This window comes from Sphingomonas sp. MMS24-J13, from assembly GCF_044905095.1.
Taxonomy (GTDB): Bacteria; Pseudomonadota; Alphaproteobacteria; order Sphingomonadales; family Sphingomonadaceae; genus Sphingomonas_I.
The window spans coordinates 813,468-838,690 of the sequence record NZ_CP173258.1 but is presented as its reverse complement, the minus strand read 5'-3'; the positions used below and the strand labels follow the sequence as shown (position 1 = coordinate 838,690).

Below are 25,223 nucleotides of genomic sequence, written 5' to 3'. Positions count from 1 at the left end.
CTGAACGAGAGCCCCGCCCTTTCGAGCGGCGGGGCTTTACCCGATCAACCCAATCTGGCCTTGATCAGTTCGTCGAGTTTGGCTTCGGGCCGCGCGCCGTAGTGCGAGATGATCTCCGCGGCCGCTATGGCCCCCATATGCAGGCAATCCGCGACCGAGCGTCCCTGGATCTGACCCGCCAGAAAACCCGCCGCGAACAGATCGCCTGCTCCAGTCGTGTCGACAATCCGCGTGATGGGCTCGGCCGGCACCGCATGGCGCACCCCATCGACCATTGCGATCGCGCCATGGGGGCCGCGCGTCACCACCAAAGTCGGGATATGGGCCGCGATCTCGGCCACCGCGGCATCGAAATCCTCGCCTTCGACCAACGTCAGAAGCTCGCCTTCATTGGCGAACAGGATGTCGATCTGCCCGCTATCGATCAGCCGGCGGAAATCGGCGCGGTGCCGCGAGATGCAGAAGGAATCCGATAGCGTGAAGGCGACCTTGCGGCCGGCCCGGCGCGCGATATCGATCGCGGCGCGCATCGCCGCGCGGGGCTCGTCCGGGTCCCACAGATACCCTTCGAGGTAGAGGATCGCTGCCGAGGCAATCGTCTCGCGATCGAGCGCCTGCTCGGGCAGGAATTGCGAGGCACCGAGGAAAGTGTTCATTGTCCGCTGCGCATCGGGCGTGACGAGGATCAGGCAACGCGCCGTGCTCGGCTGGCCGGGTCGCATTGGGGTGGCGAAGGCGACGCCGTTGGCACGGATGTCGTGCGCGAAGACCTCGCCGAGCTGATCGTCGGCGATCTGGCCGATGAAAGCGCAGCGCGCGCCGAGCGCGGCCATGCCAGCCAGCGTGTTGGCCGCCGAGCCCCCGCTGATCTCGCGGGCGGGGCCCATCCGGGCGTAGAGATGGGTCGACGCCTCTTCGTCGAGCAGTTGCATCGCCCCCTTGGTCAGCCCGACCGAGGCGAGGAAATCTTCATCCGCCTGGGCGAGCACGTCGACGATGGCATTTCCGATCGCGACGATGTCGAACGTGGGTGCGGGTATCAAAGGGCAAACTCCGGGAAACCTTGAACAAGACCGACTACGGTTCCGGGCGCGCGCACGCAACCGCCCGCCAGCCACGGCCGGACCGATGCGGGCTTGCCAATTCGTGTGCCGGTGACGAAAGACGGGCGATGCGTTCGATCCTCACACACGTCGCCCTCGCTTCACTGGCCGTGCTGGCCGGCTGCGCAGGAGATACCCCGCCAGGGCCGCGCCCGGTTACGGTTTCGCGCCGTCCAGTCCAGCCGCCGGGTAACCCGACGCCGGCATTCCAGATCGTCGGCAGCGACGCTCGCGTCCTGATCGCGCAATTCGGCACGCCCGCACTCGATCAGCATGAGGGCCCAGCCCGGAAGCTGCAGTTTCGGGGGGCCGCATGCGTGCTGGACGCCTACCTCTATCCGCCCGCCGGCGGCGGCGTGCCGCGCGTCACCTGGATCGACACGCGCAATCCGCAGGGCAACGATACGGACCATGCCACCTGCATCGCGGCCTTGGCGCGGCATTGAGCGTCAATCCTCCAACGGAGAATTGTCTCGTGCAAGCGCGCTTGCTATCCGCACCGACGATGCAGCCAGCCCCCGAAATCTCCCGAGTCGCCACCGCCAGAGTCGCTTGCGACGGCGCAACCGAAATTCCCGGCGGGGCCGCGCTCGGCCATCCGCGCGTCTATCTCGAGATCGACGAGAAGGGCTATGTCGATTGCGGCTATTGCGACCGCCGGTTCATCTTGATCGGCGGCCCTGCAGACGAAACCGCGCACCACTGATCGGCGCCCGGCGCCGCGGAGAAATTAACGACGCTGCAGCTTGATCGGCGTCTCCCTCGTTCCCAACTCGGTGGTGAAACGATAGGGGAGGATCGCGGGTGGGCCAGCCAGAGCTTTATGAACGCTTCCGCGCCATGCACGCGGCTCCCGGCGCCTTCATCATGCCGAATGCGTGGGATGGCGCGTCGGCCCTGCTCCTCAAACGTGAAGGCTTTCTGGCGCTCGGATCCACCAGCGTCGCGATCGCTTTCGCACTCGGCCGGCCCGATGGCGCGCATGCGGTGTCGCGTGCGGAGGCGATCGACAACGCGGCTCTGCTCACGCGGCTGACCGACCTGCCGGTCAACGGCGATCTGGAGGACGGCTTCGGGCCCTCGCCCGAAGACTGCGTCGCCACGGTGGAAGCGGCCATTGCCCACGACCTTGCGGGGCTCGGCATCGAGGACACGACCGCCGACCCGAGCCACCCGATCCATGATTTCGACGACGCGGTCGCCCGTATCCGCGCCGCTGCGCAGGCGGCAAAGGGCCGCATTCTGCTCACCGGGCGGACCGACAATTATCTGAACGGCCGTCCCGATCTCGACGACACGATCCGTCGCCTGACTGCCTTTGCCGAAGCGGGTGCCGACGTGCTGTTCGCCCCCGGCCTGCCCGACATGGCATCGATCGAGGCGGTGGTGCGCGCGGTCGCGCCCAAGCCGGTCAACGTCGTGGTGGGCCCCGGGGTCGATCTCGCGACCTTGGCCGCTGCCGGCGTCAAACGCGTGAGCATCGGCGGTTCGCTTTACCGCGCGGCGATGACCGGCGTGGTCGAGGCGGCGCGTGCTTTGGCCAAGGGCGATATTCCCGGAGGCACGCGCGGCATCGCGACGCGCGAGATTGCCGCCCTTCTGCCCTCCGCCTGATCCGCATCTTCAAGGAGTCTCGCATGACCGACCTTTCGGCCTTCCCGATAGCCCAGAAATGGCCGGCGGAGTATCCCGACCGCCTTCAGCTTTACTCCTTCCCCACCCCCAATGGCGTGAAGGTCTCGATCGCGCTGGAGGAACTGGGCCTCGAATACGAACCCCACGCGATCAACATCATGGCGAACGAGACCTGGACGCCCGAATTCCTGTCGCTCAATCCCAATGGCAAGATCCCGGCGATCGTCGATCCCGACGGCCCCGACGGCAAGCCGATCGGCCTGTTCGAATCGGGCGCGATCCTGATGTATCTGGCGGAAAAGACCGGCAAGTTGATGCCCACCGATACGCGCGGCCGTTACGAGACGATGGAGTGGGTCTTCTTCCAGATGGCCTCGATCGGCCCCATGTTCGGGCAGCTCGGCTTCTTCAACAAATTCGCCGGCCGCGAGATCGAGGACAAGCGCCCTCTCGAACGCTACCGCAAGGAAAGCGAGCGCCTGCTCGGCGTCATCGAAACCCGGCTGGAGGGGCGCGAGTGGATCATGGGCGCGGATTTCACGATCGCCGACATCTCGATGATCGGCTGGGTGCGCAACCTGATCACCTTCTACGAGGCACGCGATATCGTCGGCTATGACGGCCTCAAGAACGTACCTGCGTGGCTCGACCGCGCGTTGGCGCGTCCAGCGGTGCAGAGCGGGCTGACGATCCCGAAGCGGCCGGCTTAAACCCGGCCGTCATGCGAGCCCTAGCGAGGAGGTGACGGGCAGCCGGGCAGGTCAGCGCCGCATCAAACCCATCATTCTGAGCGCGAACCAGGTCAGGCCCGACAGGGCCAGCGCGCCGAACAAGGCAAAGAAGGTGCCGGCCTCGCCCTTGGCGAGCGGCATCCCGCTGGTGTTCATGCCGAAGAAGCCGGTGACGAGGGTCGCCGGCATCAGCAACGCAGTGATGATCGAGAGCAGATAGACATTCTCGTTGGTGCGCTGGCCCGCCTGCAGGTCCAACTCCTCGCGCAGCAGACGTAACTGCCCCTGGCCGGCAACCACGTCGGCATCGAGCGTGTGAAGCCGTTGCAGCATACGCGTGGCGACCGGCGCCAGTGCAGGCGGCAACGCCGGGTTGCCGTCGAGCCCGGCCAAAGCGATCCGCATGCCGCCGAGCATGCGATGCAGCCGCGCCGAGAGCCGCCGCATCGCGATCAGCGCACGCGTATCGGGCGCCTGATCATCGGCCAGCAACTGATCTTCCATGACGAGCAATTCGGACGCGATCGTCTGCGCGCGCTCCGAGACCGTATCGGCGATCACCGTCAGGACGATTTCGAACGCGATCGCGCTGTCGATCGCGCTGCTCCATGCGGCACGATGACGGATCACGTCGGGGCTATGCAGCGGGTGATGGCGCCCCGTCAGCACCATGCTCGGCCCGATCACGACGCGCAACGCGCCGAGCCGGCCGGTATCGACGCGATCGAATTCGCGCTCGAAATCGGGCAGCACCAGCCCGATCCAGCCGCGCTCGGCACTGCTGCGCGGATGCGCGTCCTGGCCGACAAAGAGGTCGCGGATCAGCGGCGGCATGCCGACGCTTTCGACCCAACGCAGGTTGCGCTTGTCCCACAGATCGAGATGGAGCCAGCGGAAATCGCATTCGGCGGGCGGCGCATTTTCGCCCATGGCCACATCGTCGTCACCCGTCCGCCAGCAGGCCCATATCGGGCCCGGCGCATGGCTCGTGGCGAAAGGCGTGAAATCGGACGTCGATGATCTCCCGTCCGCCGGCTAGGGCCGCTGTATGACGATCCGGTTACAGTGCCCGGATCAGCGCATCAGTACCAGCTCCTCGGCCATGCTGGGATGCAGCGCGACCGTATCGTCGAACGCCTGCTTGGTCAGCCCGGCCTTCACCGCGATCGCCGCCGCCTGCAGGATTTCAGGCGCGTCTGGCCCGATCATGTGGATGCCGAGCACGACATCGGTGACCGAATGGACAACCAGCTTGTAGAGCGAGCGCTCGTTGCGGCCGGCAAGGACATTCTTCATCGGCCGGAAATCCGACGTGTAGATCTTGACGTTGCCATAGGTGTTGCGCGCCTGGGCCTCGGTCAGCCCCGCGCCTGCCATCGGCGGATTGCTGAACACCGCCGAGGGGATCGTGCCGTAATCGACGCGGTGCGGGCGATTGCCGAAGACGGTATCGGCGAAAGCCTGCCCCTCGCGGATCGCGACGGGGGTGAGCTGGACGCGATTGATCACGTCGCCCACTGCGTAGATGCTGTCGCAGGTCGAGCGGCAATCCTCGTCAACCTTGATCGCGCCCTTCGAATCGAGCTCGACGCCCGCACTCTCGAGTCCGAGGCCGTCGGTATTGGGGCGACGGCCGGTGGCGAACATCAGCACGTCGCAGGGGATCGGGTCATGCTTGCTGCAATAGACCAGCAGAGACCCGTCGGGCTGCTTCTCGACCTTCTCGAACGACGCATGGAACTTGAAATCGATGCCCTTGGTCATCGAGATCTGGAGCAGGCGATCGCGGATCTGCTCGTCATAGCCGCGCAGGATCACGTCGGAGCGGTTGACCAAAGTCACGTGCGAACCGAATTCGTGGAAGATGCCGGCGAATTCGTTGGCGATATAGCCCGCGCCTGCGATCACGATCCGCTTGGGAACGTCATCGAGGTGGAACGCATCGTTCGAGGTGATGCCATATTCGGACCCGGAAAATCGGGCACGTCGGGCGTCGCACCGACCGCGATCAGGATATATCTGGCGGTGACGGTCTTGCCGCTGGCGAGCTTGACCTCATGCGGCCCGGCGACGGTCGCGCGCTCCTTGATGATCTCGACATTGTTGTTGCCGAGCGTCTGGCTGTACAGCCCTTCGAGCCGCGTCACCTCGGACAGGACATTGTCGCGCAGCGCCTTCCAGTCGAACGCGCATTCGGGAACGTTCCAGCCGAAGCGGCGGGCGTCCTGCAGATCCTCGGCGAAATGGGCGCCGTAGACGAGCAGCTTCTTGGGCACGCAGCCGCGGATCACGCAGGTGCCGCCGACCCGATATTCCTCGGCGACCGCGGCCTTCGCGCCATAAGCCGCCGAAACCCGCGCGGCGCGCACGCCGCCCGATCCCGCGCCGATCACGAAAAGGTCGTAGTCATAGTCAGCCATCGAAAGGATCCCGTCCCCGGTGATTGGGCCCGCGATGTAGGGGCTCGGTGGGGCAGCGGCAAATGCGAAAGGCGATCACTGTGATCGTTCGTTGGCGATGCAGAAAAGCGATCGCTTTTTGCCTTAACAGGCTGCGGAAAAACTCTTTCCGGGATGCGTCGGTCGTGATTCAAGTGTCGCGGTGAGTTTTGGGGTGCGGCATGCGCGGCGAGGACGTTCGGACGGATAGCCTGTTTTCCTATGTGAGTTGCGAGGCGCGGGTTCCCCTGGGTCATCCGCTTCGTCCGATCCGCGCTATGGTCGACGAAGTGCTTGAGGTTCTGTCGGGCGATTTCGAGGGGATGTACGCGAAGACGGGTCGCCCCTCGATCGCGCCCGAGAAGCTGCTTCGCGCGCTTCTACTGCAGGTCTTTTATTCGATCCGTTCCGAGCGTCAGCTGATGGAGCAGTTGGACTACAACCTGCTGTTCCGCTGGTTCGTCGGCCTGTCGATGGATGCGACAGTCTGGGACGCCACGGTGTTCACCAAGAACCGCGACCGGCTCCTGGAAGGCGATGTCGCGACCCGGTTCCTGGCTGCGGTGGTGGCGCAGGCCCGAAGCCGCGACTTGCTTTCGGATGATCACTTCTCGGTGGATGGCACGCTGATCGACGCCTGGGCGTCGATGAAGAGCTTCCGTCGCAAGGATGATGGCGATGGACCGCCGGGGCCGGGACGCAATGCCGAGCGCGACTTTCGCGGCGAGAAGCGATCGAACCAGACCCATACCTCGACCACCGATCCCGAGGCGAAGCTCTACCGCAAGGCCAACGGCCAGTCGTCACGCATGGCGTTCATGGGGCATGTGTTGATGGAGAACCGCAATGGCCTGGTAGTCGGTGCCACCCTCACGCAGGCGACGGGCACCGCGGAACGCGAGGCCGCGCTGGCGCTGGTCGATGCGCTGGGAGCCAGCGGCCGTATAACCTTGGGCGCCGACAAGGCCTATGATGCGCGCGAGTTCGTTCGCGAACTGCGCGCCCGCAAAGTCTCACCGCACATCGCCCGCAACGAGCAGATCACGCCCGCCGGCGACCGACGGCGCAGGAGCGCCATCGACGGCCGCACAACCCGCCATCCCGGCTATGCCATCAGCCTGCGCGTCCGAAAGCGCATCGAAGAGGTGTTCGGCTGGACCAAGACCACCGGCGGACTGCGCAAGACCCGCCACAGGGGCACCGATCGCGTCGGATGGGCCTTCATCTTGACCACCGCCGCCTACAACCTCATCCGGATACCCAAGCTGATCGCGGCTGCCTGACCATGCTCGGACTCCGCCTCAAATCGGCGCAGTCCGAGCAAAATGGCCAAAATGGACGCCCGTAACCCCGCGCCGAGGCCCGTCCAAGCCCTCAATCCAATGGACAAAACGGCCGGTTACGCGCGTTTTTCCGCAGCCTGTTAAAGCCCGAATCCGATTGTAACGGTCCGCTCCACCTTGCCCGTCACCCCGGGCTTGAGCCGGGGTCCCGCTTCTTCTGTTCCGCCGAAATAGCGAGACCCCGGCTCAAGCCGGGGTGACGATTTAATTTAACAAGAGATAGCTCTAAAGGACCAAAATGATCGTCGTGCCGACCGCGCCCGGAGCCCATTATATCGGCGATGCGCTGGCCTGGACGGGCGCGGCGTTAGCAAGCCGGTGGCAATATCACCGCTGGCCCGCAGAGGCCCGGCGCCTCGCGGACACGACCCGGCCGGGCTATTTCGTGGCGCTCGGTCTCGGAGCCTTGATCGGGGCATGGCTGTTCGGTTCGGCCAACACCTTGCGCGCGATGATCGCCGCGCCCGGCCATAGCATCGCCGGCGCGCTGGCGGGCGGTATCTTCGGGGTCGAAGTGTGGAAGTGGCGGCATGACGTTCGCCGTTCGACAGGGGGCGCCTTCGTATTGCCGATCTGCGTCGGCATGATCGTCGGCCGCTTTGGCTGCCTCTTCGCCGGCCTGTCCGATTTCACCTATGGCACGCCGACGCGCCTGCCCTGGGCGGTCGATCTGGGCGATGGCATCGGGCGCCATCCGGTCGAGCTTTACGAAGCCGCCGCGATGGCCGCGTTTCTCGCTTTCTATCTGCATGGCCGCATCCGTCATGCCCGCTGGGCAGCCGCGCACGGTTTCCATGCGATGATTATCATCTATGCTGGCCAGCGTTTCGCGTGGGAGTTCCTGAAGCCCTATCCCCCTGTTATCGGGCCGCTCAACATCTTCCACCTGCTCATGATGGGATTGATCGCCTATGGCATCCTCTGGTGGCGACGCGGCGATACTGACGAAACCCGCCCCCCAGGCTGAGCCGTTCGAGCGCAAGGCCGCGCCCTATATCTTTCACGGCCAGACGACGAGCCTGTGCGAGACCTGTCTCGAGCCGGTCCCCGCCAAGATCATCATCGAGGACGATGCACGCGTCTATTACCTCAAGCGCTGCCGCGATCATGGCGTGCAGAAGACGCTGATCAGCGACGATCTCGATTATTGGCGCCAGCAGAAGCTCTGGATCAAACCCGGCGACCGCCCGCTCCACACGCAGACCCGTACCGAGGCCGGCTGCCCGTTCGATTGCGGCCTCTGCCCCGATCACGAGCAGCATAGCTGCCTGGCGATCGTCGAGATCAACGAGGCTTGCAATCTCGCCTGCCCGGTCTGCTTCGCCAACGCGACCGACGTGCATGGCAGCCACCGCCCGCTCGCCGAGATCGAGCATATGCTGGACGTGCTGGTGGCGAGCGAGGGCGAACCCGATCTGGTCCAGCTGTCGGGCGGCGAGCCGACCATCCATCCCGATTTCTTCGCGGTCCTGGATGCGGTCAAACGCCGCCCGATCCGCCATGTGATGATCAACACCAATGGGGTGCGGATCGCGCAGGATCCGGATTTCGTGGCGCGGCTGGCGAGCTATGCGCCCCGTCTGGAAGTCTATCTGCAGTTCGATTCGCTCGACGACGATGCGCTGCTCGATCTGCGCGGCGCACGTTTGGCGCGGATCCGCCGGCAGGCACTAGAGGCGCTCGAAAAGGTCGGGCTGGCGACCACTTTGGTCGCGGTCGTCAAGCGCGGGGTGAACGATCATGAGGTGGCGGCGATCGTGCAGCATGCGCTGACATGGTCATGCGTGCGCGGCGTGACCTTCCAGCCGGTGCAGGATGCCGGGCGCAACGACGGGTTCGATGCTCGTGAAAATCGCGTGCTGCTCACACAAATCCGCCGCGAGATCGGCAAATCGGGTGTGTTCGGGATCGAGGACATGATTCCCCTGCCCTGCAATCCCGATCAGATCTGCATCGGCTACGGGCTGCGGCAGGGGCAGGACATCACGCCGATCACGTCGCTGCTGCCGCGCGAGGTGATGCTGAGCGGCCCGAACACGATCAGCTACGAAGCCTATCCGGCGCTGCGCGATCGGATCCTCGATCTGCTCTCGCTCGCAACCACGCAGGCCAATACCGAGGAGAAGCTGGCGGGCCTGCTCTGCTGCCTGCCGCAGGCGCTGGTGCCCGAGAACCTGTCCTACGCGAACAGCTTCCGCGTGGTGATCCTGCAATTCCTCGATCGCTACAATTTCGATCTCGGCACGGTGAAGCGCAGCTGCGTCCACTTCGTCACGCCCGAGGGCGCGATCATCCCGTTCGATACCTATAACAGTTTCTATCGCGATGGCGCGGAAGGCGCGGGCGTCCTCGCCCGCCACCGCGCGCTGGCCGTGGCGGGCCGGCGATGATCCGGCTGTTGGGCGGGATCCTGCTTGCCGTCGGCATGCTCGTCGCCGGGACGAGCGGGCTTTGCTCGCTGTTCTTCCTCATCAGCATGATCGGGCAGCACGGCGCGCCCGACGGAGTGCTGATGGTCCTGATCCTGGGCGGTGTTCCGTTCGCGATCGGGAGCGGTTTGTCGTGGATCGGCTGGAAATTGATGAAGTCGAACCGGGACGATTAACCGCGCTCGGCGCTCCGCCCAAGCGTGAGGAAGCAGAACAAAGCGATCAACCCCAGCACCGACCCGATCGCCATCGTCGCATTCCAGCCGCCGCGATGGTAACTGACCGTGCCCAACACCGATCCGATAGCGCCGCCGACGAAGCAGGTGGTCATATAGAGCGCATTGACCCGCCCGCGCGTCTCGCTCGGGCCCGAATAGAGGATGCGCTGGGTGGCGACCTGGTTCATCTGCACCGCCGCATCGATCGCTACCGTGATCACGATCAGGGCCGGCAAGGCCAGCGCCGCGACCGCCCAGCCGGTGAGCAGGAAGCCAATGCCAAGCGTCGCCATCGCCCCCATGCTTGCCAGCCGGCCAAGTCCGCGATCGGCCATCCGTCCCGCGACCGGCGCCGCCAGTGCCCCGCCCGCGCCGGCCAGCGCGAACAACCCGATCGCGTTGCCGCTGAGATGGAAGCGCTCGGCCAGCATCAGCGGCGCGGCCGTCCAGAACAGGTTGAATGCGCCGAACAGCAGCGCCTGGTAGAGCGCGCGCCAGCGCAGCACCGGCATCGTCGCGAACAACCGCCCCATCGAAGCGAGGATATGCCCATAATGGAGCCCGCTCGTCGGCCGGTGGCGCGGCATCAGCAGGACGAGCCCGATCCCGATCGCCAGCATCAACACCGAGGAGCCCCAGAAGATCGCCCGCCAGCCGAACGCTGTCGCGACGAACAGCGACACCGGCCGCGCGAGCATGATGCCGGTCAGAAGGCCGCCCATCACGTTCCCGACGACCCGCCCGCGTTGATCGACCGGCACGAGATGCGCGAGCAAGGGCACCAGCACCTGCGCCGCGGTCGAGCACAGCCCGATCAGGAAGAAGCAGGCGAGCAGCGGCGCCGCGCTCGGCGCGAGCGCTGCGCCGATGAGGGCTGCGATCGTGATGCCGAGCATGATCAGCACCAGCCGCTTGCTCTCGACCAGATCGGCCAGCGAGACCAGGAAGAACAGGCCCATGCCGTAACCGATCTGCGTCACGCTGACGATCGCCCCGGCGACGTCGCGCGACAGGCCGATCGCGGCGGCGATCTCGCCGACCAGGGGCTGGGCATAATAAAGATTGGCGACCAGCGCTCCTGCCGCGATCGCGATGATGACGATCAGGGCGGAGGATGGGCCGGCGGCGGGTTGCTCAGTCTGTGACACCGCTCGGTCCATAAGGGCGCTGGCGCCGCGTTGACAGGTTTCGATGTACGCGATTACGAATTATCGCGCTTCATGAAGGCGGTGGCTCCATGACGACCGACCCGATCCTCAAAGGGATCACGCCTATCCTATTCGTGCGCGATGTCAGCGCCGCGGCGGATTTCTACAAGACCAGGCTCGGCTTCGCGATCGACTTCCTTCACGGCGAGCCGCCCTTCTACGCATCGGTCTCGCGCGACGGTGCGTGCCTTCATCTCCGCTTCGTGCGGCAACCCAATTTCGCCGAACTGGCGTCGCGCGAAAGCTCGCTGATCCTAGCGACGATCGAGGTCAGCGACATTGCGGCACTGTTCGCGGAGTACGAAGCGAAGGACATCGATTTCGCGCAGGTTATCGAACGGCAGGATTGGGGCGGGACCGATTTCCAGATCCGCGATCCGGACGGCAACAGGATCTCGTTCGTCGAGTTCGGGCTTAGCTAGAAAGCCCCGTTGATCAAATCCCCGCCTCGCCCTCGACCATCCGCGCCAGGGCCGACCAATCCACCTCCTCGCCCTCGCGCGCGATCAGCGAGAGGACGTGGTTGCGGACCACCGCCAGCACCGGCATCGGCACGCGCATATCGTTCGCCGCCTCCGACACGAGATTCATGTCCTTGAGGCCGAGCGGGGCGGTGAAGCCGGCGGGCGAGTAAGCGTCGCGCGCGATGATGTCCCCATAGACGCGGTAGATCGGCGCATCGAACAGGCTGCCGGTCAGCACCTCGAGCATCTTCGCCTTGGGAATGCCGCCGCGCTGGCCGAGCGTCATGGCTTCCGCCATGCCCTCGATTACCGACCCGATCAGGAAATTGCCGCACAATTTCATGAGATTGGCCATCGGCGCAGAATCGCCGAGGATGAACGTCTTCTGTCCGATCGCATCGAACAAGGGCTGGCAGCGCGCGAGGGCGTCGGGCGCGCCTGCGGCCGCGATGAAGAGCTGCGCCGCCTCGGCCGCGGCCGGGCGGCCGAAGACCGGCGCCGAGACCAACGCCCCGCCCGCCTCGGCGTGAGCGCCCGACAGTCGCTCGGCAAAGCGCAGACCGATCGTGCTGAGCGACACGTGGATCGGCTGCGACCGGGCCGAAAGGATCCCGCCTTCGCCGAACACCACGGCCTCGACCGCATGATCGTCGGCCAGCATCGACATGACGATACCACCGGCGGCCGCCTCGGCCGGGCTTGTCGCCAACGTCGCGCCCGCCGCCACCAGCGGTTCGGCCTTGTCGGCGCTCCGATTCCAGACCGAGACCTCATGCCCCGCCTTCAGGAGATTGCCCGCAATCGCGGTGCCCATCCGGCCAAGGCCGACAAATCCGATCTTCATGTCCCGCTCCTTCAAGGCCGCAAGGTCAGCGTCCAGCGCGTCGCGCCGGGCAGCAAGGGTGCCGCGCGCCCTTCGACCCAATCGCGATGCCCGGCAAGATAGTAAGGCGCGAGCGGCGCGCCAGATTGGCCGCCGGGCATCTGGAACAGTCCCTGCGCCTCATGCCCCGGCGAGACGGCCAGCCGCTCGCTTGCGCCCGCGCCGCGTGCCTGCGCACGGACGACGCCATTGTCGCCGGGGACGGGCTCGTCCTTCGGATCGGTCAGCAGCCCGAGCAAGGGGATCGCCTGTGCGAGCGGATGGTGGATCGATGCCGTCAGCCAGCGGCCCCATGTGTAGCGATTGACGTCGCCACCAGCCTCGTCGGCGACTGACCTGGCGACGTCGGCGAGCGCGGAGGCGAGAAAGGCATCCCAAGTCGCGCTCCCCGGCGGCACCAGAGCGGCCGGCCGCGCGCGCAACAGTTCGCGCATCGCCTGTTCGGACGAGGTGAGCGCGTAGCTGCTGATGCCGGTATCCTCGGGCTTGCCGATGTAGGCGACATAAGCGTTGCGGATCACATCGATGCGGAACGCGCGGATCAACCGATATCCGACCGAATTGGGAGTAGCCAGACCATCCCAAGCCTTCACCGGCGCGATCATCGCCACCAGGCGCGGATCGCCCTTGGCCTTGTCGAGCGCCGCCAGCATCTGGCTCTGCCAGAAGGGCATGCGCAAGGCGGTCGGATCGAGCTGGATCGAAAGCATATCGCGCTCGGCGAAGCGATTTTTCGCGAACAGGCGCTGCTTGATCCGCAGTGCGCGGGCGCCATCGTCATAATTGCCCGGGCCCAATCGGGCGAGCGTGGCCCCGCCCTGCGTTCGCGCATTGGCGCTCCACAGCCTTGCCGCGGGCGGATCGACGATCGTGGGGATCTCCGACGGACCGAGGAAGCCCGCCCAGCCGCGCGACCCATCCGCCCAACTGGCCGGATCGCGGCCATTCATGCCGAAGCGGCGCGGGATCTGGCCGACGATCGTCCAGGCGATATGCCCGGCGCTGTCGCCGATCACCATATTCTGATCGGGCATCGCGGTCTGGTGCGCGGCGGCGATCACGTCCTGTACTTTATGCGCCTGCTCGATCGCCAGGAACGGCGCGAGCTTTATGGCATGCTCGCCGTGCGCCACCCAGCGATCGGCGACCTCGCGGCCATCGGGCAGGGTCGCGACGATGGGGCCCCATATGGTCGAACGCACCGGGAGGTCACGGCACGCACCGGCGGCGCACAGCCGCTCATGCCGCACCGCGATCGGGCGCGGCCCACCCGGCGTCGCATACCAATCCTTCCGCCCCGCGACCGGATCGACGATCACCGCATCGTGCGAGGCGACATGCGCGACCGTAAAGCCCCAGGCGACATGGGTGTTGCTGCCGACCACGATCGGAAAGATGCCTGGCAGGGTCACCCCGACGATATCGAGCTGCCCCGGTATGACGAGCCGCGCGCGATACCAGATGTTGGGCACGCGCAGCCCGAGATGCATGTCATTGGCGACCATCGCCGCGCCGGTTCCGGTAAGGCTCCCGCCGACGACCCAATTATTGCTGCCCTTGACGATCGGCTCGGGCAGATCGGCGCCATGCGGCGCGGGCAACGCGGCACCCAGCTTGGCCGGCAGCGCGACCGGCGGCATCGGGCTGCCGTCGAGCGGCGCATCGAGTTCGGTGCCGAGCGGGTAGAGCAGATCGGCCATTGCCGGCCCGACGCGTGCCACCGCGCGTGCACGATCCAGCGGCACCCTGGGCTCGGCCTCCTGCAGATCGAGATACATGGCGTAAACGATGAGGAGCGAATCCTCGGGTCGCCACGGCTGCGGCGTCTGGCGGAGCAGCATATATTCGAACGGCGGCGCCTTGAGATCGCCAAGGCCCTTATTCACCCCCGCCACATAAGTGCGCAGGATCGCCTGCTCGGCCGGCGTCATATGCGCGAACACATTTCGCGCGCGAACGCGGAACAGGTGGATGCGGGTCTTCTCGTCGATCTTGAGGCCGGCCGCTCCGAACAGGCTGCCGAGTTCGCCCGCAGCGGCCCGGCGCATCATGTCCATCTGGAAATAACGTTCCTGCGCATGGAGATAACCGGTGGCGTAAGCAAGATCGGTGCGGCTATGGCCGGTCAGGGTCGGCACGCCGGCGGCGTCGCGATCGATCTGCACCGGGGCGGCAAGGCCGGCGGCCTGCACCTCGCCATCGAGGCGTGGCTTGCTTCGTTCGAGCCTTAGGAAGAACATGATGAGCAGGATCGCGACGATGAACAGGATTAACCCGAGCAGCCCCGCCACCCCGATCCCGATCCGCCGCAACGCCTTGCTTTTCATCCCTGCCCCACGTCGCTGATCAGCCACACCGTCAGGGCAAAGGACGATCCATCATCCTGAACTTGTTTCAGGGTCTACCGTGCGTACCGCACTGTTCGTGCGGATGCCTGGTGGATGCTGAAACAAGTTCAGCATGACGAGAAAAACAGATGCGATTGCCCGCCCAAGCTATGACGCGCCCGGCGCGCAGCGGCAACGCTCAATCCTGTTGCGCATGCTCACGCTGGACCGCAGGATGACGCCCATGAAAACCACCCTCCTGCCGCTCGGCGCACTCCTCCTGATCGGCGCTGCGCCCGCCCCTTCGCCCGATGCGCTCAAGACAACGATCACTGCGTTGGTGGGCTTCGGCACGCGCCACACGCTCTCCACGACGACCGATCCGAAGCGCGGCATCGGTGCGGCGCGCAACTGGGTCGCGGATGTGTTCGCGAAGAATGCGGCAGCGTGTGGCGGTTGTCTTACGATCGAGCGGATCGGCGACACTTTCACCGGCGCCCGCGCGCCCGGCGGCGTTCGGGTCGAGGATGTGATCGCGGTCCAGAGGGGTACGACCGACCCCGACCGTGTCATCATCGTCCAGGGGCATATCGACAGCCGCGTCAACGACGTGATGGACGCCGCCAGCGACGCTCCCGGCGCCAATGACGATGCTTCGGGCACGGCTTTGGTCATGGAGGCGGCGCGGATCCTGTCGAAAGAGAAATTCCCCGCGACCATCGTCTATGCGGTGCTGACCGGCGAGGAGCAGGGCCTGTGGGGCGGGCAGTTGCTGGCACGAACCGCGAAGGCGCGCGGCTGGAAGGTCGCGGCGGTGCTCAACAACGATATCGTCGGCAACACCCACGGCATCGGCGGCGAGCATATCACCGATGTCGTGCGCGTGTTCAGCGAGGGAATCCAGATCGCCGGCAATCCAGCGGAACGCGGCAATGGCGGCGAGGATGACAGCCCCTCGCGCGCGCTCGCCAAGGCGGTGGCCCGAGTGGCGGGCGCCGAGCCCGGCATCGGCCTCAAGGTGTTCGCGGTGCGCCGGCCCGATCGCTTCCAGCGCGGCGGCGATCATATCCCCTTCCTCGAGGCGGGCTATCCGGCGGTGCGCTTCACCGAGCCGGCCGAGCATTATGATCGCCAGCACCAGTCGCTCCGCACCGATAACGGCCGCGTCTATGGCGACACGATCGACTGGGTGGATTTCCCTTATCTCGCCCGCGTCACCGCGCTCAACATGGCGGTGATCCGCGAGTTGGCCGCTGCACCGGGCGCGCCGGCGACGGTGACCATCTCGGGCGCGGTCAGCGACGACACCCATATCAAGTGGGACGCGGTGCCCAGCGCCACCGGCTATCGCATCCGCTGGCGGCGCGCCGATACGTTCGGGTGGAGCGACAAGAAAGACGTGCCCGCCTCGGCCACCGCCATCGACCTGCCGCACATCAATATCGACGACCATTTCTTCGGCGTCTCCGCACTGTCGGCCAAGGGCGCAGAGAGCATCGTCACCTTCGGCGGCATGCCGGTCCGCCCGCCGATCGGGAGTTCGAAATGAAGAATCTTATGATCCTTGCCGCTTTGCTCGGCACAGCCGCGAGCGCCGGGACCTATGATCTGCCCGCCTCGCCGACGACGGTGGCGTGGGGGCATTACGATCCCAAGGCCAAGCCGGTCCTGACGATCAAATCGGGCGATCGCGTGGTGATGCACACCCTGATCACCAGCAGCCCCGATCGACTGGAGGGCGCGGGCGTCGCGCCCAAGGACGTCGAGCAAAGTCTGCGCGACATCACCGCGCATGTCACCGACAAAGGGCCGGGTGGGCATATCCTGACCGGACCGATCGCGATCGAGGGCGCCGAACCCGGCGACACGCTGGAGATCCGGATCGAGAAGATCGATCTCGCCATTCCCTATGCCTATAACGCCTTCCGATACGGCGCCGGCTTCCTGACCGACGATTTCCCTTATGCGCGGATGAAGATCGTCCCGCTCGATCGCACGCAGATGGTCGCGCATTTCGCGCCGGGCATCACCATCCCGCTCCATCCGTTCTTCGGCAGCATGGGCATCGCCCCGCCGCCCGATTTCGGCCGCTACGACAGCACCGCCCCGACGATCATCGGCGGCAATATGGATAACAAGGATCTGATCGCGGGCAGCACGCTCTATCTGCCGGTCCATGTCCCCGGCGCCCTGTTCGAAGCGGGCGACGGCCATGCCGCGCAAGGCAATGGCGAGGTCGACATCACCGCGCTGGAAACGAGTCTGACCGGGACGTTCCGTTTCATCCTGCACAAGAAGGGTGAACTGCCCGGGCCCGCTTATCCGCGCGCCGAGACGCCGACCCACTACATCGCGATGGGCTTCGACGACGACCTCTCAAATGCGACACGCAAGGCGCTGCGCAACATGATCGACTATCTGGTCGCGGCGAAGGGGATGAACCGCGACGACGCCTATATGCTGCTGAGCGCGGCAGGCGATGTCGCGGTGACCGAGCTCGTCGATCGCAACAAGGGGGTGCATGTGCTGGTGCCGAAGGCGCTGTTCGCGAAGTAAGGCTCGCGCGGTCAGCCGAACCATCGCGACGCGGCTGCGGTAAGGCCTGTGTCGTCGGCGGCACGATCACTCGCCCAGGCCACGACACCGTCTGGCCGAACCAGCATCGCGCTCAGGCCAAGGCGCTCGCTTGCATCATCGGCAATATACGCAATCCGGTCCCGCCATTGGGCGGCGATCGACTTGCGCGACGGGCGCTTGTCGAAATCCACGATCAGTCCGCGGCCGCTGCGCATATACTCGTTAACTCGTGTCCCATCGGCCATCGCGAAATCGGGTACGCTACGACCCGTCAACGGATGGCTTCCACCCAGATCGTACCGAAGTGCAACGCCCAGCACCCGTTCCGCAAAATAGGTCGCGCCATCGCCTGTTTCGATCAGATCGCGAATAATGGCTTCGATCGCACGCGAACTTCTGCTCGGCCGCATCAGCGCGACCTGGGCACGCGACCAGTCGAGGATCTGCGCGGCAACCGGCTGCCGCTCCTGCGCATAGCTGTCCAGCAGGTCCGGCGGCGCATCGCCGCGGATCGTGGCGGCGAGCTTCCAGCCGAGGTTCATCGCATCACCCAGCCCAAGATTGAGGCCCTGTCCGCCGAGCGGCGAATGGACATGCGCGGCATCGCCCGCGAGCAGCACGCGGCCCTTGCGATATTCGCTCGCCTGACAAGCGCGATCGGTCCAGGTCGTGGCCAGTTCGAGACGGGTTACCGCGACATCCGCGCCGGAAACCCTGCGTAACACGGCTTCGACATGGTCGCGCGTGATCGGATCGCTCCGGTGGAAGGCGCCGCCGTCGAAATCGACCATCGCGATCGTGCCGGGCGCATTATAGGTATACATGCCCGTCGCCGTGTAATGGCGGCCTGATATCAGCCTGGCCGGATCGGCCAGCACGACCTCGACCGAATAGCCGGTCAGTTCGGGATCGGTACCGACGAAGCCGATCCCGGCAGCCTTGCGCACGGTGCTACGGCCACCGTCGCAACCGACGAGCCAGCGCGCGCAGATCGGCGCGGTGCCAGTGCGGACCATCACCGCCGTATCGGATTGTTCGAGATCCGCCACGCCGCAACCGCGCCTGATCTCGGCCCCCATGGCCGTCGCGCGATCTGCGAGAACGGTTTCGATGCCCGCCATGTCGGCGGCGATGCTGCGCGGCAGGCCCGGCAGCCGGTACGGCCAATCGGTGCCGTCGATCCGATCTTCGAAGAACTGGATCCCCGCGAAATGGCCGGCGGGGCGACGCCGTTGCCGCATCCAATGCGCGGTTGCCGGCACATCGCGGCCGACGGCGCCCTGCTCGATAGCAGCCAGCAGATCGCGGCGATCGAGGCTCTCGATCGTCGGCACCGAAAGCCCCCGCAGGCCGAATGGCAATGCCTTCAGCGGCGAATGCGGATCCCGCGCTTGCTCGATCACCAGCACCGAGCAGCCCGCGAGGCGCAACTCGCAGGCGAGAAACAGGCCGACCGGCCCTGCGCCCGCAATCACGACGTCGTAGGAAGAATTGTGGGGGGTGTTCATGAATCGCTCCTGGTCGATGTTCGTTCGACCGGAGCGTTTCTCAAGCTGAGCACCTCGCAGACGAACGATCGGACGCTTTGGAAGCCTCCTGGGTTCGTCGCGGGGATCTCAGGCGCGAGGCCAAAGACCAGAGCTTTCGTTACCGAAAGGACTTGGGCTTACCAGACCAAGTCTGCCTTTTCCGACATGGCCCGAATAGCGTGTTGGGGATCGAATCGCAACGATCACTCACTTTCGGACGACGTCGATGCTGCCACCGCCCGCGCTTCATGCGGTGCGAGCCAATGCCACGCCAGCAGCACCGGCTCCAAGAGCGCCATCCCGATGAAAATGCTCAGCAGCCGCAGCAGTGCAGGCATGATCTCGGCATCGGCATAGGTATCGGGCACGAGCGTGACGAGGATCGCGAGGGTGAATTGCAGGCCGACATAGGTGGTGGTGCCGCCGGCATTCTCGATATGCCGTCCGACGATGACACCGATGCATGTGCCGGCGATGAGGATGATCGGCGATCCCTGCGCCAGAAACAGGAAGGCCGCCGCCAGCATCCCGCCACCGAGACAGCCGATCGTCCGCTGGAGCAGACGGCGATTGACGGGCACGAGCCCGCTCTTGCCGAGTACGGTCACCGGCACGATCATCACCGCCATGATCGTCACGCCCGCCTGCGCAAGTTCGCGGATGCCGAACAGGGCGTGGAGGACGGGCAGCAAGGCCAGGGCGATGCCCGCCTGCGCGGCATGGCTGGCGGCATAAGGATGCCAGCCGATCCGGACCGCGGGCGCTATCGGCGGACCCGGCCAGTGGCGGCGGGCGGTGTAGGTGCTGATCGCGCTGACGATCACGCAGGCGACCGTGCCGGCAATCACTTCGAGCAGCCGCGTTTTCGCGAAATCGATCACATCGACGGTCGGATGTTCGAGCTTGCCGAGCAGGATCATCTCGAACGTCAGCCCGAACAGCAGCCAGCTATAGGCGCGCTTCGCAGTGAGCATCCCGTAGAGCCCGATCGCGCCGATCAAGGCAGTCGCGAGCGTCGCGAACGGCAGCGAGCGGCTGGCGAAGGGAACGATCAGCAGCCCCAGCCCCGCACCGGCGGCAGTGCCGACGATCCGCATGATCCCGCGCAGAAAGCTTTCTGCGACATGGCCGCGCATCAGCACGAAGCCGGTAAACGCCGCCCACGAGACGTTATGCGCATGGATCATATGCGCGAACAGGACAGCCAGTGCGACCGATGCGACGCATTCGAGCTCGTCGACCATGCGCGGGCCGGGAGCGAGCAGGCCTTCGAGCGTGGTGCGGATGGTGGCGGGCATGGCGCGATTACAGAGCGCGAAGCGCCTCGATCGTGCGATCCACCTCGCCAGCGGTGTGGTAGTGGCACAACCCCAGCCGCACCAGGCCGCCGCTTTCGGCCAGGCCCAGCCGCGCGATCACCTCGACCGCGTAGAAGTGGCCCGACCAGGCGAAGATCCCCTGCCCCGCCAGATGCCCCGCGATCGCGTCGGGATGGTGGCCGTCGATGGTAAATGCGAAGGTCGGGACGCGGCCGTCCATCGTCGGCACGCCCCACAGCTTCAATCCCGGAATCGTCGCCAATCCCGCCAGCAGCCGCTCGCCCAGATCGCGTTCGTAGGCGATGCAGGCCTCGAACGCCGCACGCAGGCGCTCGCGCCGGCCGTTCGCGCCGGAAACCTCGCCGCCCAGCCAGTCGAGATAGACGATCGTCCCTAGCACCCCCGCCTGTCCTTCGAACGAGGGCGTGCCGGTCTCGAAGCGATGCGCGCCGTCATTGCCGGCCGGGCGCACCTTGTAGGCCTCGATCGCGTCGATCAGCCCCGATCGCACCCAGAGCACACCCTGGTGCGGCCCGAAGAATTTGTAGGGCGAGCAGACGAGGAAATCGCAGCCGATCGCCTCAACGTCGGTCGGCACATGCGGTACCGATTGCACCGCATCGATGAACACAAGGGCCTCCGATCCGGCGCGCACCATCGCGACGATTCGATTGACATCGTTGAGCGTGCCGAGTGCGTTGCTGGCCGCCCCGACTGCGACCAATCGTGTCCTTGGCCCGAGCAGGCCGGGCACCGCATCATAATCGAGCACCCCTGTCGCCGGATTGAAATCGATCCAGCGCACCTTCGCCCCACGATCGCGCGCCGCGAGCAACCACGGCGAGACATTGGCGTCATGATCGAGCCGGGTCAGGACGATCTCGTCGCCCTCCTCCCAGCTGCGCGACAGTGCCCGCGATAGCGCGAACGTCAGCGAGGTCATGTTCGGCCCGAACGCGATCTCGTCCGACTCGCCACCGAGCAGATCGGCCATTGCCGCATGCGCCGCTGCGCTCATCGCGTCGGTCTCGATCGTGGTGGCGAATGCGCCGCCGGCGTTGGCGGTGCCACGTTGAAGGTGCGCCACCATCGCCTCGATCGCAGGGCGGCAGACTTGCGTGCCGCCGGGCGCGTCGAGATAGATGCGCGGCCGGCCGTCATCGGTCACCGCCAATGCCGGAAATTGCGCCCGGATCGCCTCAATCGGAAAGTCCATCGCCCACCTCCGAATCGCTCGCTTGCACCCCCCTTCGTCGGGCAGGAGCACGAACATGGCAATCGAGCCCGCATTCTGGACGCAACCGGTCGTGTCGCTCGCGCGCGCCTTGATCGGTGCACGCTTTCTGATCGACGGCATCGGCGGGATCATCGTCGAGACCGAAGCTTACGATATCGACGATCCGGCCGCACACAGCTTTCCCGGCCCGACCCCGCGCAATGCGCCGATGTTCGGGCCGGGCGGGCATGTCTATGTCTATCGGATCTACGGGCTGCACTGGTGCCTCAACTTCGTCGGCGGGGCGCGCCATGGCGGCGCGGTGCTGATCCGCGCGATCGAGCCGACCGACGGGATTGCGGCGATGCAGGAGAGGCGTCGTCTGGTCGATATCCGTGCGCTCTGCAGCGGGCCGGGCAAGCTCGCTCAAGCATTGGGCGTCACCGGTGCGATGACGGGGCTGCCGGTCGATCAACCCCCGTTTTCGATCGAGGCGGGGGAGCCGCCACGTGAAATTCTGGTAGGACCCCGCATCGGCATTACCAAGGCCATCGATCTGCCATGGCGGTTTGGTCTGGGTGGCTCAGGCTATCTGAGCCGCCCGTTTCCCAAGAAAATCGTGTCGCGAGCGACGTGATGCGATAAGCTGGTCTCGGCTCGAAGGAGATTGCTGCAAGTGCAACAGGCATTTCCGGCCTTGCCTGTCCGGACCGGACGGAACAGCTTCGCGCATCGTCAATTGAGATCGAAATGATGAACCGTCGATTCACGCTGCTCCTCTGGCTCGCTGCAATTCCTGCCTTTGCGCAGGACGCTCCTGCGCCGGCCCCACCCGTGCAAACTGCACCGCCGGCACCGGCAGCGCCGAAGCCGGCGGTAGTCCATGTCACCCTCACCACCAGCGAGGGCCCGATCGTGTTCGAGCTGGAGAAGGAGCGCGCGCCGATCACGACCGCGAACTTCCTGCGCTATGTCGACGGCAAGCGTTTCGACGGGACCACTTTCTATCGCTCGGTCAAGGTGCAGGACGGCTATGGCCTCGTCCAGGGCGGCGCGCGCAACGATCCGAAGCGGGTCTTTCCCAATATCGCGCACGAGCCCACCACCAAGACCGGTCTCAGCCATGTCGATGGCGCGATCTCGATGGCGCGTGCCGCGCCCGGCACGGCGAGCGGCGATTTCTTCGTTGTCGTGGGGGGTTTTCCGACGATGGATGCCGATCCGTCGCAACCCGGAGACAATCTCGGCTTCGCGGTGTTCGGACACGTCACCCAGGGCATGGATATCATCCGCCACATCCTGGTTTCACCGACCGGTGACGCGGGTCCGGCGGTGATGAAGGGCCAGATGCTGCTCGCGCCGGTCAAGATCATCTCCGCAAAGCGGTCCGATTGAAGGCCGCCACGCCTGGCCGATCGATCAGTGTTCCAGCAGAATCCGCGCCGCTACCAATTGACTAGGGTTCATATCGAGTGCCTCGGCGCAGGCGATCAGATTCGGCTGATAAGCCTCGAGGAACGACAACACGGCCGCCAGCAACGCCGGCTCCCCCGCCCGCGCCCGCAGATCGCCGATGTCGAGGCCCGTGGTGGCGATCATCCGCGCTGCCACATCCGCATCACCCAAAGTCCAGGCGAGCGCACGCAAACCGATCGTCGCGGCCTCGTCAAAATCCGGTCTGCCATTATGCGCTGTCATGCGTTTTTCTGTGAGGAGTTGAGTATGATCAAGCCCGAGGAAGGCCGCGTGGCGAAAACCGTTCTGGTTGTCGAGGATAATGATCTTAACCTCAGGCTCTTCTGCGATCTTTTGACGGCGCACGGTTATAGACCAGAACCGGTAAGCGACGGCCGCGACGCGTTGACGCGCGCGCAAGCCATCGTCCCCGATCTGATCGTCATGGATATCCAGCTTCCGCACGTTTCGGGGCTCGAACTGATCGAGGCGATCAAGCGCGACGCCCAACTGGCCGCCATCCCGATCATGGCGGTAACGGCCTATGCCGCCAAGGGTGATGAGGAACGGATCCGGCTTGCAGGCGTGGATTCGTATGTGTCCAAGCCAGTGACCGTGGCACGCTTTCTGGACGCGGTCCGCAGCCTTATCGGAGAGGTGCGTTAAAGCTTGTCTTTCAAGCCCTTGAGCACGGCGAACGGTCCGACATCCTGCTCATCGACGACACCGGCTTCGCGCAGCACCTGAGCTGCGTTCGGCGCGCGTGGGAACGGATCGAGCGCAAGCGATAGAGTCTGCGCTGCGGCCTCACCCAGATCGATCGCGCCGCCCGCGAAGCCGATAATGTCGAGATCGTCCTCATCGAGCTCGATCTCGTCCTCGGTAGCGCTCCCCTCCGGCATGAATTTGAGTTCGAACGGTTCGTCGACGATCGCCGCAATGGGCTCGCCGCTGGCCACGCAAGCCTGGGTGACGGCCGCACGCAGCCGGCCGGACGCATGCACCGCCCCATTGGTATTGTGCAGGTCGGCCTCTGCATCCATCCGTTCGATTGCCAGCAGGCCGAACCGGCGCGCCAACGCCATCCGCTCGTCCGCGTTCGCTTCGATCGCGATGTGACGCACGCCGTCACCCAGCGTATCGAGGCGTACCGGCCGCGAGAATTCCGGATCGGTCAATTCTGCCATACCCCAGCCAATATCTCGTCCGCGGGCGTCGCGCCGAGCGTCGCGTTGAGCGCGGTCAGGCCATCGCGCAACACCTCGCTTTCGCCGGGGCCCGGCGCGACGCCGCGATAGACATTCCGCACGATCGCCGCGTCGAGATCGCCATCGACGGCGAACGCCTCGCGAAACGCGCCCAGTCGCCCGCCGAGCGCCCCCATCATCTTGCCGACATGCTTGCCGACCACGACATCGCCGACGCCACGCTCACGCAATTGCCCGTCCATATCTTCGACGAACAACTCGGTCAGCCGCGCCGCCGGTTCGCGGCCCGGCGCGCCCTCACGCTCAAGCCGCAGCAGGACGAGGCTCAGGATCGCGGCGACCATGTCGAACCGCCCATCGATCGTGTCGGGTACCCCGCCCGACCGGTACCAGACCGGCCGCCGCGCCGCCGCAACGATCGATCGGTAGAGCGGCAGCAACGAATCGCGCTCACCGCGGCCGAACAGCCGCCGCCATAGTCCCGCCACTCGCCGCATCTCCTTTCGCCGCCGCTTGCCCAAGCGCGCGGCCCCGCATATTGAGGCACCAGCGCGCGGTTGCAATCCCGGCGCTTCATTGTTTGTGTCGGGAGAATATAATGGCAGCATCCAGGGCGCGAGCAGCGGCCACACCGCTTGCGCTGATCGGGCTCGCTGCGCTTTCCGGCTGCACCTCGGTTCGCGATCACAAAGGCTATATCATCAATTCCTCGCTGATCGATACGGTCGCGCCGGGCGTCGACACGCGGGATTCGGTCTACAAGACGCTCGGCCGCGCCAGCCTGGAAGGGCAGTTCAACAAGGGTGCGACCTGGTATTATGTCGCGCGCGACACCCGCCAGCTCGCTTTCTCGACCCCGCATCCGACCAGCCAGATGCTGCTTACGATCCGCTTCGCCCCTAATGGCGAAGTCGCGTCGGTGCAGAAAACGGGGCTTGAGACGATCCGCAACGTCTCGCTTGACGGCAAGAAGACCCCGGTGCTCGGTTCCAACCGCGGCTTCCTGTCCGAGCTGTTCGGCAACATCGGCACCGTTGGCGGTGTGAGCTCGGGTGCGCCGACGGCAGATAATCCGGGTTAGAGTTAGGCTGAGGCTCAACTCAGTCTCGTCACCCCAGCGCAGGGTGGGGTCTCGCGCGC

26 protein-coding genes and 1 pseudogene are annotated in these 25,223 nt (G+C 65.6%); 15 read left to right on the top strand and 12 right to left on the bottom strand.

Features of this window, described 5'->3' with window-relative positions:
- Positions 1–44: 44 nt before the first annotated feature.
- Positions 45–1,040 (bottom strand): adenosine kinase, encoded by a 996-nt coding sequence (locus tag AB4Z44_RS03990; RefSeq protein WP_404714345.1) that lies wholly within the window; start codon positions 1,038–1,040, stop codon positions 45–47.
- A gap of 131 nt (positions 1,041–1,171) precedes the next feature.
- Between AB4Z44_RS03990 and AB4Z44_RS03985 the strand changes: the two genes are divergently transcribed.
- The 4 genes from AB4Z44_RS03985 (at position 1,172) to AB4Z44_RS03970 (ending at position 3,448) form a co-directional block, all read left to right on the top strand.
- The gene (locus AB4Z44_RS03985) at positions 1,172–1,549 is read left to right on the top strand and encodes a hypothetical protein (protein ID WP_404712779.1); all 378 of its coding nucleotides are present in this window, start codon (positions 1,172–1,174) and stop codon (positions 1,547–1,549) included.
- A 59-nt stretch (positions 1,550–1,608) separates the two neighbouring features.
- Positions 1,609–1,809 carry a zinc-finger domain-containing protein gene (locus tag AB4Z44_RS03980; protein WP_404714344.1) on the top strand — a complete coding sequence of 67 codons (201 nt, stop codon included), beginning with the start codon at positions 1,609–1,611 and terminating at the stop codon, positions 1,807–1,809.
- Positions 1,810–1,907: 98 nt separating this feature from the next.
- Entirely contained in the window at positions 1,908–2,717 is an 810-nt protein-coding gene (locus AB4Z44_RS03975; protein WP_404712778.1) for an isocitrate lyase/phosphoenolpyruvate mutase family protein, read from the top strand.
- A gap of 23 nt (positions 2,718–2,740) precedes the next feature.
- Positions 2,741–3,448, top strand: a complete 708-nt coding sequence (locus tag AB4Z44_RS03970) for a glutathione S-transferase family protein (protein WP_404712777.1) — start codon at positions 2,741–2,743, stop codon at positions 3,446–3,448.
- A 51-nt stretch (positions 3,449–3,499) separates the two neighbouring features.
- Here AB4Z44_RS03970 and AB4Z44_RS03965 read toward each other — a convergent pair whose 3' ends face one another.
- On the bottom strand, positions 3,500–4,399 hold the full coding sequence (locus AB4Z44_RS03965) for a CorA family divalent cation transporter (protein ID WP_404712776.1): 900 nt from the start codon (positions 4,397–4,399) through the stop codon (positions 3,500–3,502).
- A 144-nt stretch (positions 4,400–4,543) separates the two neighbouring features.
- Positions 4,544–5,889 (bottom strand): annotated as a pseudogene (gene gorA / locus AB4Z44_RS03960) (glutathione-disulfide reductase).
- A 200-nt stretch (positions 5,890–6,089) separates the two neighbouring features.
- Here gorA and AB4Z44_RS03955 point away from each other — a divergent pair.
- From AB4Z44_RS03955 to AB4Z44_RS03940, 4 genes are all read left to right on the top strand, one after another.
- Positions 6,090–7,190: an IS5 family transposase gene (locus AB4Z44_RS03955; protein WP_404710544.1), complete on the top strand. Its 1,101-nt coding sequence runs from the start codon at positions 6,090–6,092 to the stop codon at positions 7,188–7,190.
- A 298-nt stretch (positions 7,191–7,488) separates the two neighbouring features.
- The gene (locus tag AB4Z44_RS03950; protein ID WP_404712775.1) at positions 7,489–8,217 is read left to right on the top strand and encodes a prolipoprotein diacylglyceryl transferase family protein; all 729 of its coding nucleotides are present in this window, start codon (positions 7,489–7,491) and stop codon (positions 8,215–8,217) included.
- Entirely contained in the window at positions 8,162–9,640 is a 1,479-nt protein-coding gene (locus AB4Z44_RS03945) for a radical SAM protein (protein WP_404712774.1), read from the top strand. The genes AB4Z44_RS03950 and AB4Z44_RS03945 overlap by 56 nt, the downstream gene beginning before the upstream one ends.
- On the top strand, positions 9,637–9,855 hold the full coding sequence (locus AB4Z44_RS03940; protein ID WP_404712773.1) for a hypothetical protein: 219 nt from the start codon (positions 9,637–9,639) through the stop codon (positions 9,853–9,855). Before AB4Z44_RS03945 ends, AB4Z44_RS03940 begins: the two co-directional genes overlap by 4 nt.
- On the opposite strand, the gene AB4Z44_RS03935 is transcribed toward AB4Z44_RS03940, so the two are convergent.
- Positions 9,852–11,045, bottom strand: coding sequence for an MFS transporter (locus AB4Z44_RS03935; RefSeq protein ID WP_404712772.1), 1,194 nt, complete (start codon positions 11,043–11,045; stop codon positions 9,852–9,854). The genes AB4Z44_RS03940 and AB4Z44_RS03935 overlap by 4 nt on opposite strands.
- An 89-nt stretch (positions 11,046–11,134) precedes the next feature.
- Here AB4Z44_RS03935 and AB4Z44_RS03930 point away from each other — a divergent pair, with 89 nt between their 5' ends.
- A complete protein-coding gene (locus AB4Z44_RS03930; protein WP_404712771.1) occupies positions 11,135–11,527 on the top strand; it encodes a glyoxalase superfamily protein in 393 nt (130 codons plus the stop codon).
- A 13-nt stretch (positions 11,528–11,540) separates the two neighbouring features.
- Here the strand turns inward: AB4Z44_RS03930 and AB4Z44_RS03925 are convergent, their stop codons facing one another.
- Together AB4Z44_RS03925 and AB4Z44_RS03920 are read right to left on the bottom strand one after the other, a co-directional pair.
- The gene (locus tag AB4Z44_RS03925) at positions 11,541–12,413 is read right to left on the bottom strand and encodes an NAD(P)-dependent oxidoreductase (protein ID WP_404712770.1); all 873 of its coding nucleotides are present in this window, start codon (positions 12,411–12,413) and stop codon (positions 11,541–11,543) included.
- A gap of 11 nt (positions 12,414–12,424) precedes the next feature.
- Positions 12,425–14,779: a penicillin acylase family protein gene (locus AB4Z44_RS03920; protein ID WP_404712769.1), complete on the bottom strand. Its 2,355-nt coding sequence runs from the start codon at positions 14,777–14,779 to the stop codon at positions 12,425–12,427.
- A 244-nt stretch (positions 14,780–15,023) separates the two neighbouring features.
- Between AB4Z44_RS03920 and AB4Z44_RS03915 the strand changes: the two genes are divergently transcribed.
- Together AB4Z44_RS03915 and AB4Z44_RS03910 are read left to right on the top strand one after the other, a co-directional pair.
- Positions 15,024–16,328, top strand: coding sequence for a M28 family metallopeptidase (locus AB4Z44_RS03915; RefSeq protein ID WP_404712768.1), 1,305 nt, complete (start codon positions 15,024–15,026; stop codon positions 16,326–16,328).
- Entirely contained in the window at positions 16,325–17,335 is a 1,011-nt protein-coding gene (locus AB4Z44_RS03910; RefSeq protein WP_404712767.1) for an acetamidase/formamidase family protein, read from the top strand. Before AB4Z44_RS03915 ends, AB4Z44_RS03910 begins: the two co-directional genes overlap by 4 nt.
- Positions 17,336–17,346: 11 nt before the next feature.
- Here AB4Z44_RS03910 and AB4Z44_RS03905 read toward each other — a convergent pair whose 3' ends face one another.
- The 3 genes from AB4Z44_RS03905 to AB4Z44_RS03895 form a co-directional block, all read right to left on the bottom strand.
- On the bottom strand, positions 17,347–18,864 hold the full coding sequence (locus AB4Z44_RS03905; protein ID WP_404712766.1) for an FAD-dependent monooxygenase: 1,518 nt from the start codon (positions 18,862–18,864) through the stop codon (positions 17,347–17,349).
- Positions 18,865–19,088: 224 nt separating this feature from the next.
- A complete protein-coding gene (locus AB4Z44_RS03900; protein WP_404712765.1) occupies positions 19,089–20,183 on the bottom strand; it encodes an FUSC family protein in 1,095 nt (364 codons plus the stop codon).
- Positions 20,184–20,190: 7 nt separating this feature from the next.
- Entirely contained in the window at positions 20,191–21,420 is a 1,230-nt protein-coding gene (locus AB4Z44_RS03895) for a cysteine desulfurase-like protein (RefSeq protein WP_404712764.1), read from the bottom strand.
- Positions 21,421–21,475: 55 nt separating this feature from the next.
- Here AB4Z44_RS03895 and AB4Z44_RS03890 point away from each other — a divergent pair, with 55 nt between their 5' ends.
- Positions 21,476–22,057 carry a DNA-3-methyladenine glycosylase gene (locus AB4Z44_RS03890; protein WP_404712763.1) on the top strand — a complete coding sequence of 194 codons (582 nt, stop codon included), beginning with the start codon at positions 21,476–21,478 and terminating at the stop codon, positions 22,055–22,057.
- 116 nt (positions 22,058–22,173) lie between these two features.
- Positions 22,174–22,815 (top strand): peptidylprolyl isomerase, encoded by a 642-nt coding sequence (locus AB4Z44_RS03885; RefSeq protein WP_404714343.1) that lies wholly within the window; start codon positions 22,174–22,176, stop codon positions 22,813–22,815.
- Positions 22,816–22,839: 24 nt separating this feature from the next.
- Here AB4Z44_RS03885 and AB4Z44_RS03880 read toward each other — a convergent pair whose 3' ends face one another.
- Positions 22,840–23,118, bottom strand: a complete 279-nt coding sequence (locus tag AB4Z44_RS03880; RefSeq protein ID WP_404712762.1) for a DUF3572 family protein — start codon at positions 23,116–23,118, stop codon at positions 22,840–22,842.
- Positions 23,119–23,166: 48 nt separating this feature from the next.
- On the opposite strand from AB4Z44_RS03880, the gene AB4Z44_RS03875 reads away from it, so the two are divergent.
- Complete coding sequence (locus AB4Z44_RS03875) at positions 23,167–23,541, top strand: response regulator (RefSeq protein WP_404714342.1); 375 nt, start codon at positions 23,167–23,169, stop codon at positions 23,539–23,541.
- On the opposite strand, the gene AB4Z44_RS03870 is transcribed toward AB4Z44_RS03875, so the two are convergent.
- Together AB4Z44_RS03870 and AB4Z44_RS03865 are read right to left on the bottom strand one after the other, a co-directional pair.
- Positions 23,538–24,062: a YceD family protein gene (locus AB4Z44_RS03870; protein ID WP_404712761.1), complete on the bottom strand. Its 525-nt coding sequence runs from the start codon at positions 24,060–24,062 to the stop codon at positions 23,538–23,540. The two genes, AB4Z44_RS03875 and AB4Z44_RS03870, sit on opposite strands and share 4 nt — an antisense overlap.
- Positions 24,050–24,580 (bottom strand): ubiquinol-cytochrome C chaperone family protein, encoded by a 531-nt coding sequence (locus tag AB4Z44_RS03865; protein WP_404712760.1) that lies wholly within the window; start codon positions 24,578–24,580, stop codon positions 24,050–24,052. The genes AB4Z44_RS03870 and AB4Z44_RS03865 overlap by 13 nt, the downstream gene beginning before the upstream one ends.
- 101 nt (positions 24,581–24,681) lie before the next feature.
- Here AB4Z44_RS03865 and AB4Z44_RS03860 point away from each other — a divergent pair, with 101 nt between their 5' ends.
- Positions 24,682–25,164, top strand: a complete 483-nt coding sequence (locus AB4Z44_RS03860; RefSeq protein ID WP_404712759.1) for an outer membrane protein assembly factor BamE — start codon at positions 24,682–24,684, stop codon at positions 25,162–25,164.
- Positions 25,165–25,223: the final 59 nt, after the last annotated feature.

Bases quoted from the DNA above. Each gene is read 5' to 3' on its own strand.
- AB4Z44_RS03925 (WP_404712770.1), bottom strand. From the start codon at position 12,413: ATGAAGATCGGATTTGTCGGCCTTGGCCGGATGGGCACCGCGATTGCG.
- AB4Z44_RS03890 (WP_404712763.1), top strand. From the start codon at position 21,476: ATGGCAATCGAGCCCGCATTCTGGACGCAACCGGTCGTGTCGCTCGCG.
- AB4Z44_RS03860 (WP_404712759.1), top strand. From the start codon at position 24,682: ATGGCAGCATCCAGGGCGCGAGCAGCGGCCACACCGCTTGCGCTGATC.
- AB4Z44_RS03910 (WP_404712767.1), top strand. From the start codon at position 16,325: ATGAAGAATCTTATGATCCTTGCCGCTTTGCTCGGCACAGCCGCGAGC.
- AB4Z44_RS03950 (WP_404712775.1), top strand. From the start codon at position 7,489: ATGATCGTCGTGCCGACCGCGCCCGGAGCCCATTATATCGGCGATGCG.
- AB4Z44_RS03900 (WP_404712765.1), bottom strand. From the start codon at position 20,183: ATGCCCGCCACCATCCGCACCACGCTCGAAGGCCTGCTCGCTCCCGGC.
- AB4Z44_RS03915 (WP_404712768.1), top strand. From the start codon at position 15,024: ATGAAAACCACCCTCCTGCCGCTCGGCGCACTCCTCCTGATCGGCGCT.
- AB4Z44_RS03980 (WP_404714344.1), top strand. From the start codon at position 1,609: ATGCAGCCAGCCCCCGAAATCTCCCGAGTCGCCACCGCCAGAGTCGCT.
- AB4Z44_RS03945 (WP_404712774.1), top strand. From the start codon at position 8,162: ATGGCATCCTCTGGTGGCGACGCGGCGATACTGACGAAACCCGCCCCC.
- AB4Z44_RS03970 (WP_404712777.1), top strand. From the start codon at position 2,741: ATGACCGACCTTTCGGCCTTCCCGATAGCCCAGAAATGGCCGGCGGAG.
- AB4Z44_RS03865 (WP_404712760.1), bottom strand. From the start codon at position 24,580: ATGCGGCGAGTGGCGGGACTATGGCGGCGGCTGTTCGGCCGCGGTGAG.
- AB4Z44_RS03905 (WP_404712766.1), bottom strand. From the start codon at position 18,864: ATGAACACCCCCCACAATTCTTCCTACGACGTCGTGATTGCGGGCGCA.
- AB4Z44_RS03870 (WP_404712761.1), bottom strand. From the start codon at position 24,062: ATGGCAGAATTGACCGATCCGGAATTCTCGCGGCCGGTACGCCTCGAT.
- AB4Z44_RS03920 (WP_404712769.1), bottom strand. From the start codon at position 14,779: ATGAAAAGCAAGGCGTTGCGGCGGATCGGGATCGGGGTGGCGGGGCTG.
- AB4Z44_RS03940 (WP_404712773.1), top strand. From the start codon at position 9,637: ATGATCCGGCTGTTGGGCGGGATCCTGCTTGCCGTCGGCATGCTCGTC.
- AB4Z44_RS03885 (WP_404714343.1), top strand. From the start codon at position 22,174: ATGAACCGTCGATTCACGCTGCTCCTCTGGCTCGCTGCAATTCCTGCC.
- AB4Z44_RS03895 (WP_404712764.1), bottom strand. From the start codon at position 21,420: ATGGACTTTCCGATTGAGGCGATCCGGGCGCAATTTCCGGCATTGGCG.
- AB4Z44_RS03930 (WP_404712771.1), top strand. From the start codon at position 11,135: ATGACGACCGACCCGATCCTCAAAGGGATCACGCCTATCCTATTCGTG.
- AB4Z44_RS03985 (WP_404712779.1), top strand. From the start codon at position 1,172: ATGCGTTCGATCCTCACACACGTCGCCCTCGCTTCACTGGCCGTGCTG.
- AB4Z44_RS03955 (WP_404710544.1), top strand. From the start codon at position 6,090: ATGCGCGGCGAGGACGTTCGGACGGATAGCCTGTTTTCCTATGTGAGT.
- AB4Z44_RS03965 (WP_404712776.1), bottom strand. From the start codon at position 4,399: ATGGGCGAAAATGCGCCGCCCGCCGAATGCGATTTCCGCTGGCTCCAT.
- AB4Z44_RS03880 (WP_404712762.1), bottom strand. From the start codon at position 23,118: ATGACAGCGCATAATGGCAGACCGGATTTTGACGAGGCCGCGACGATC.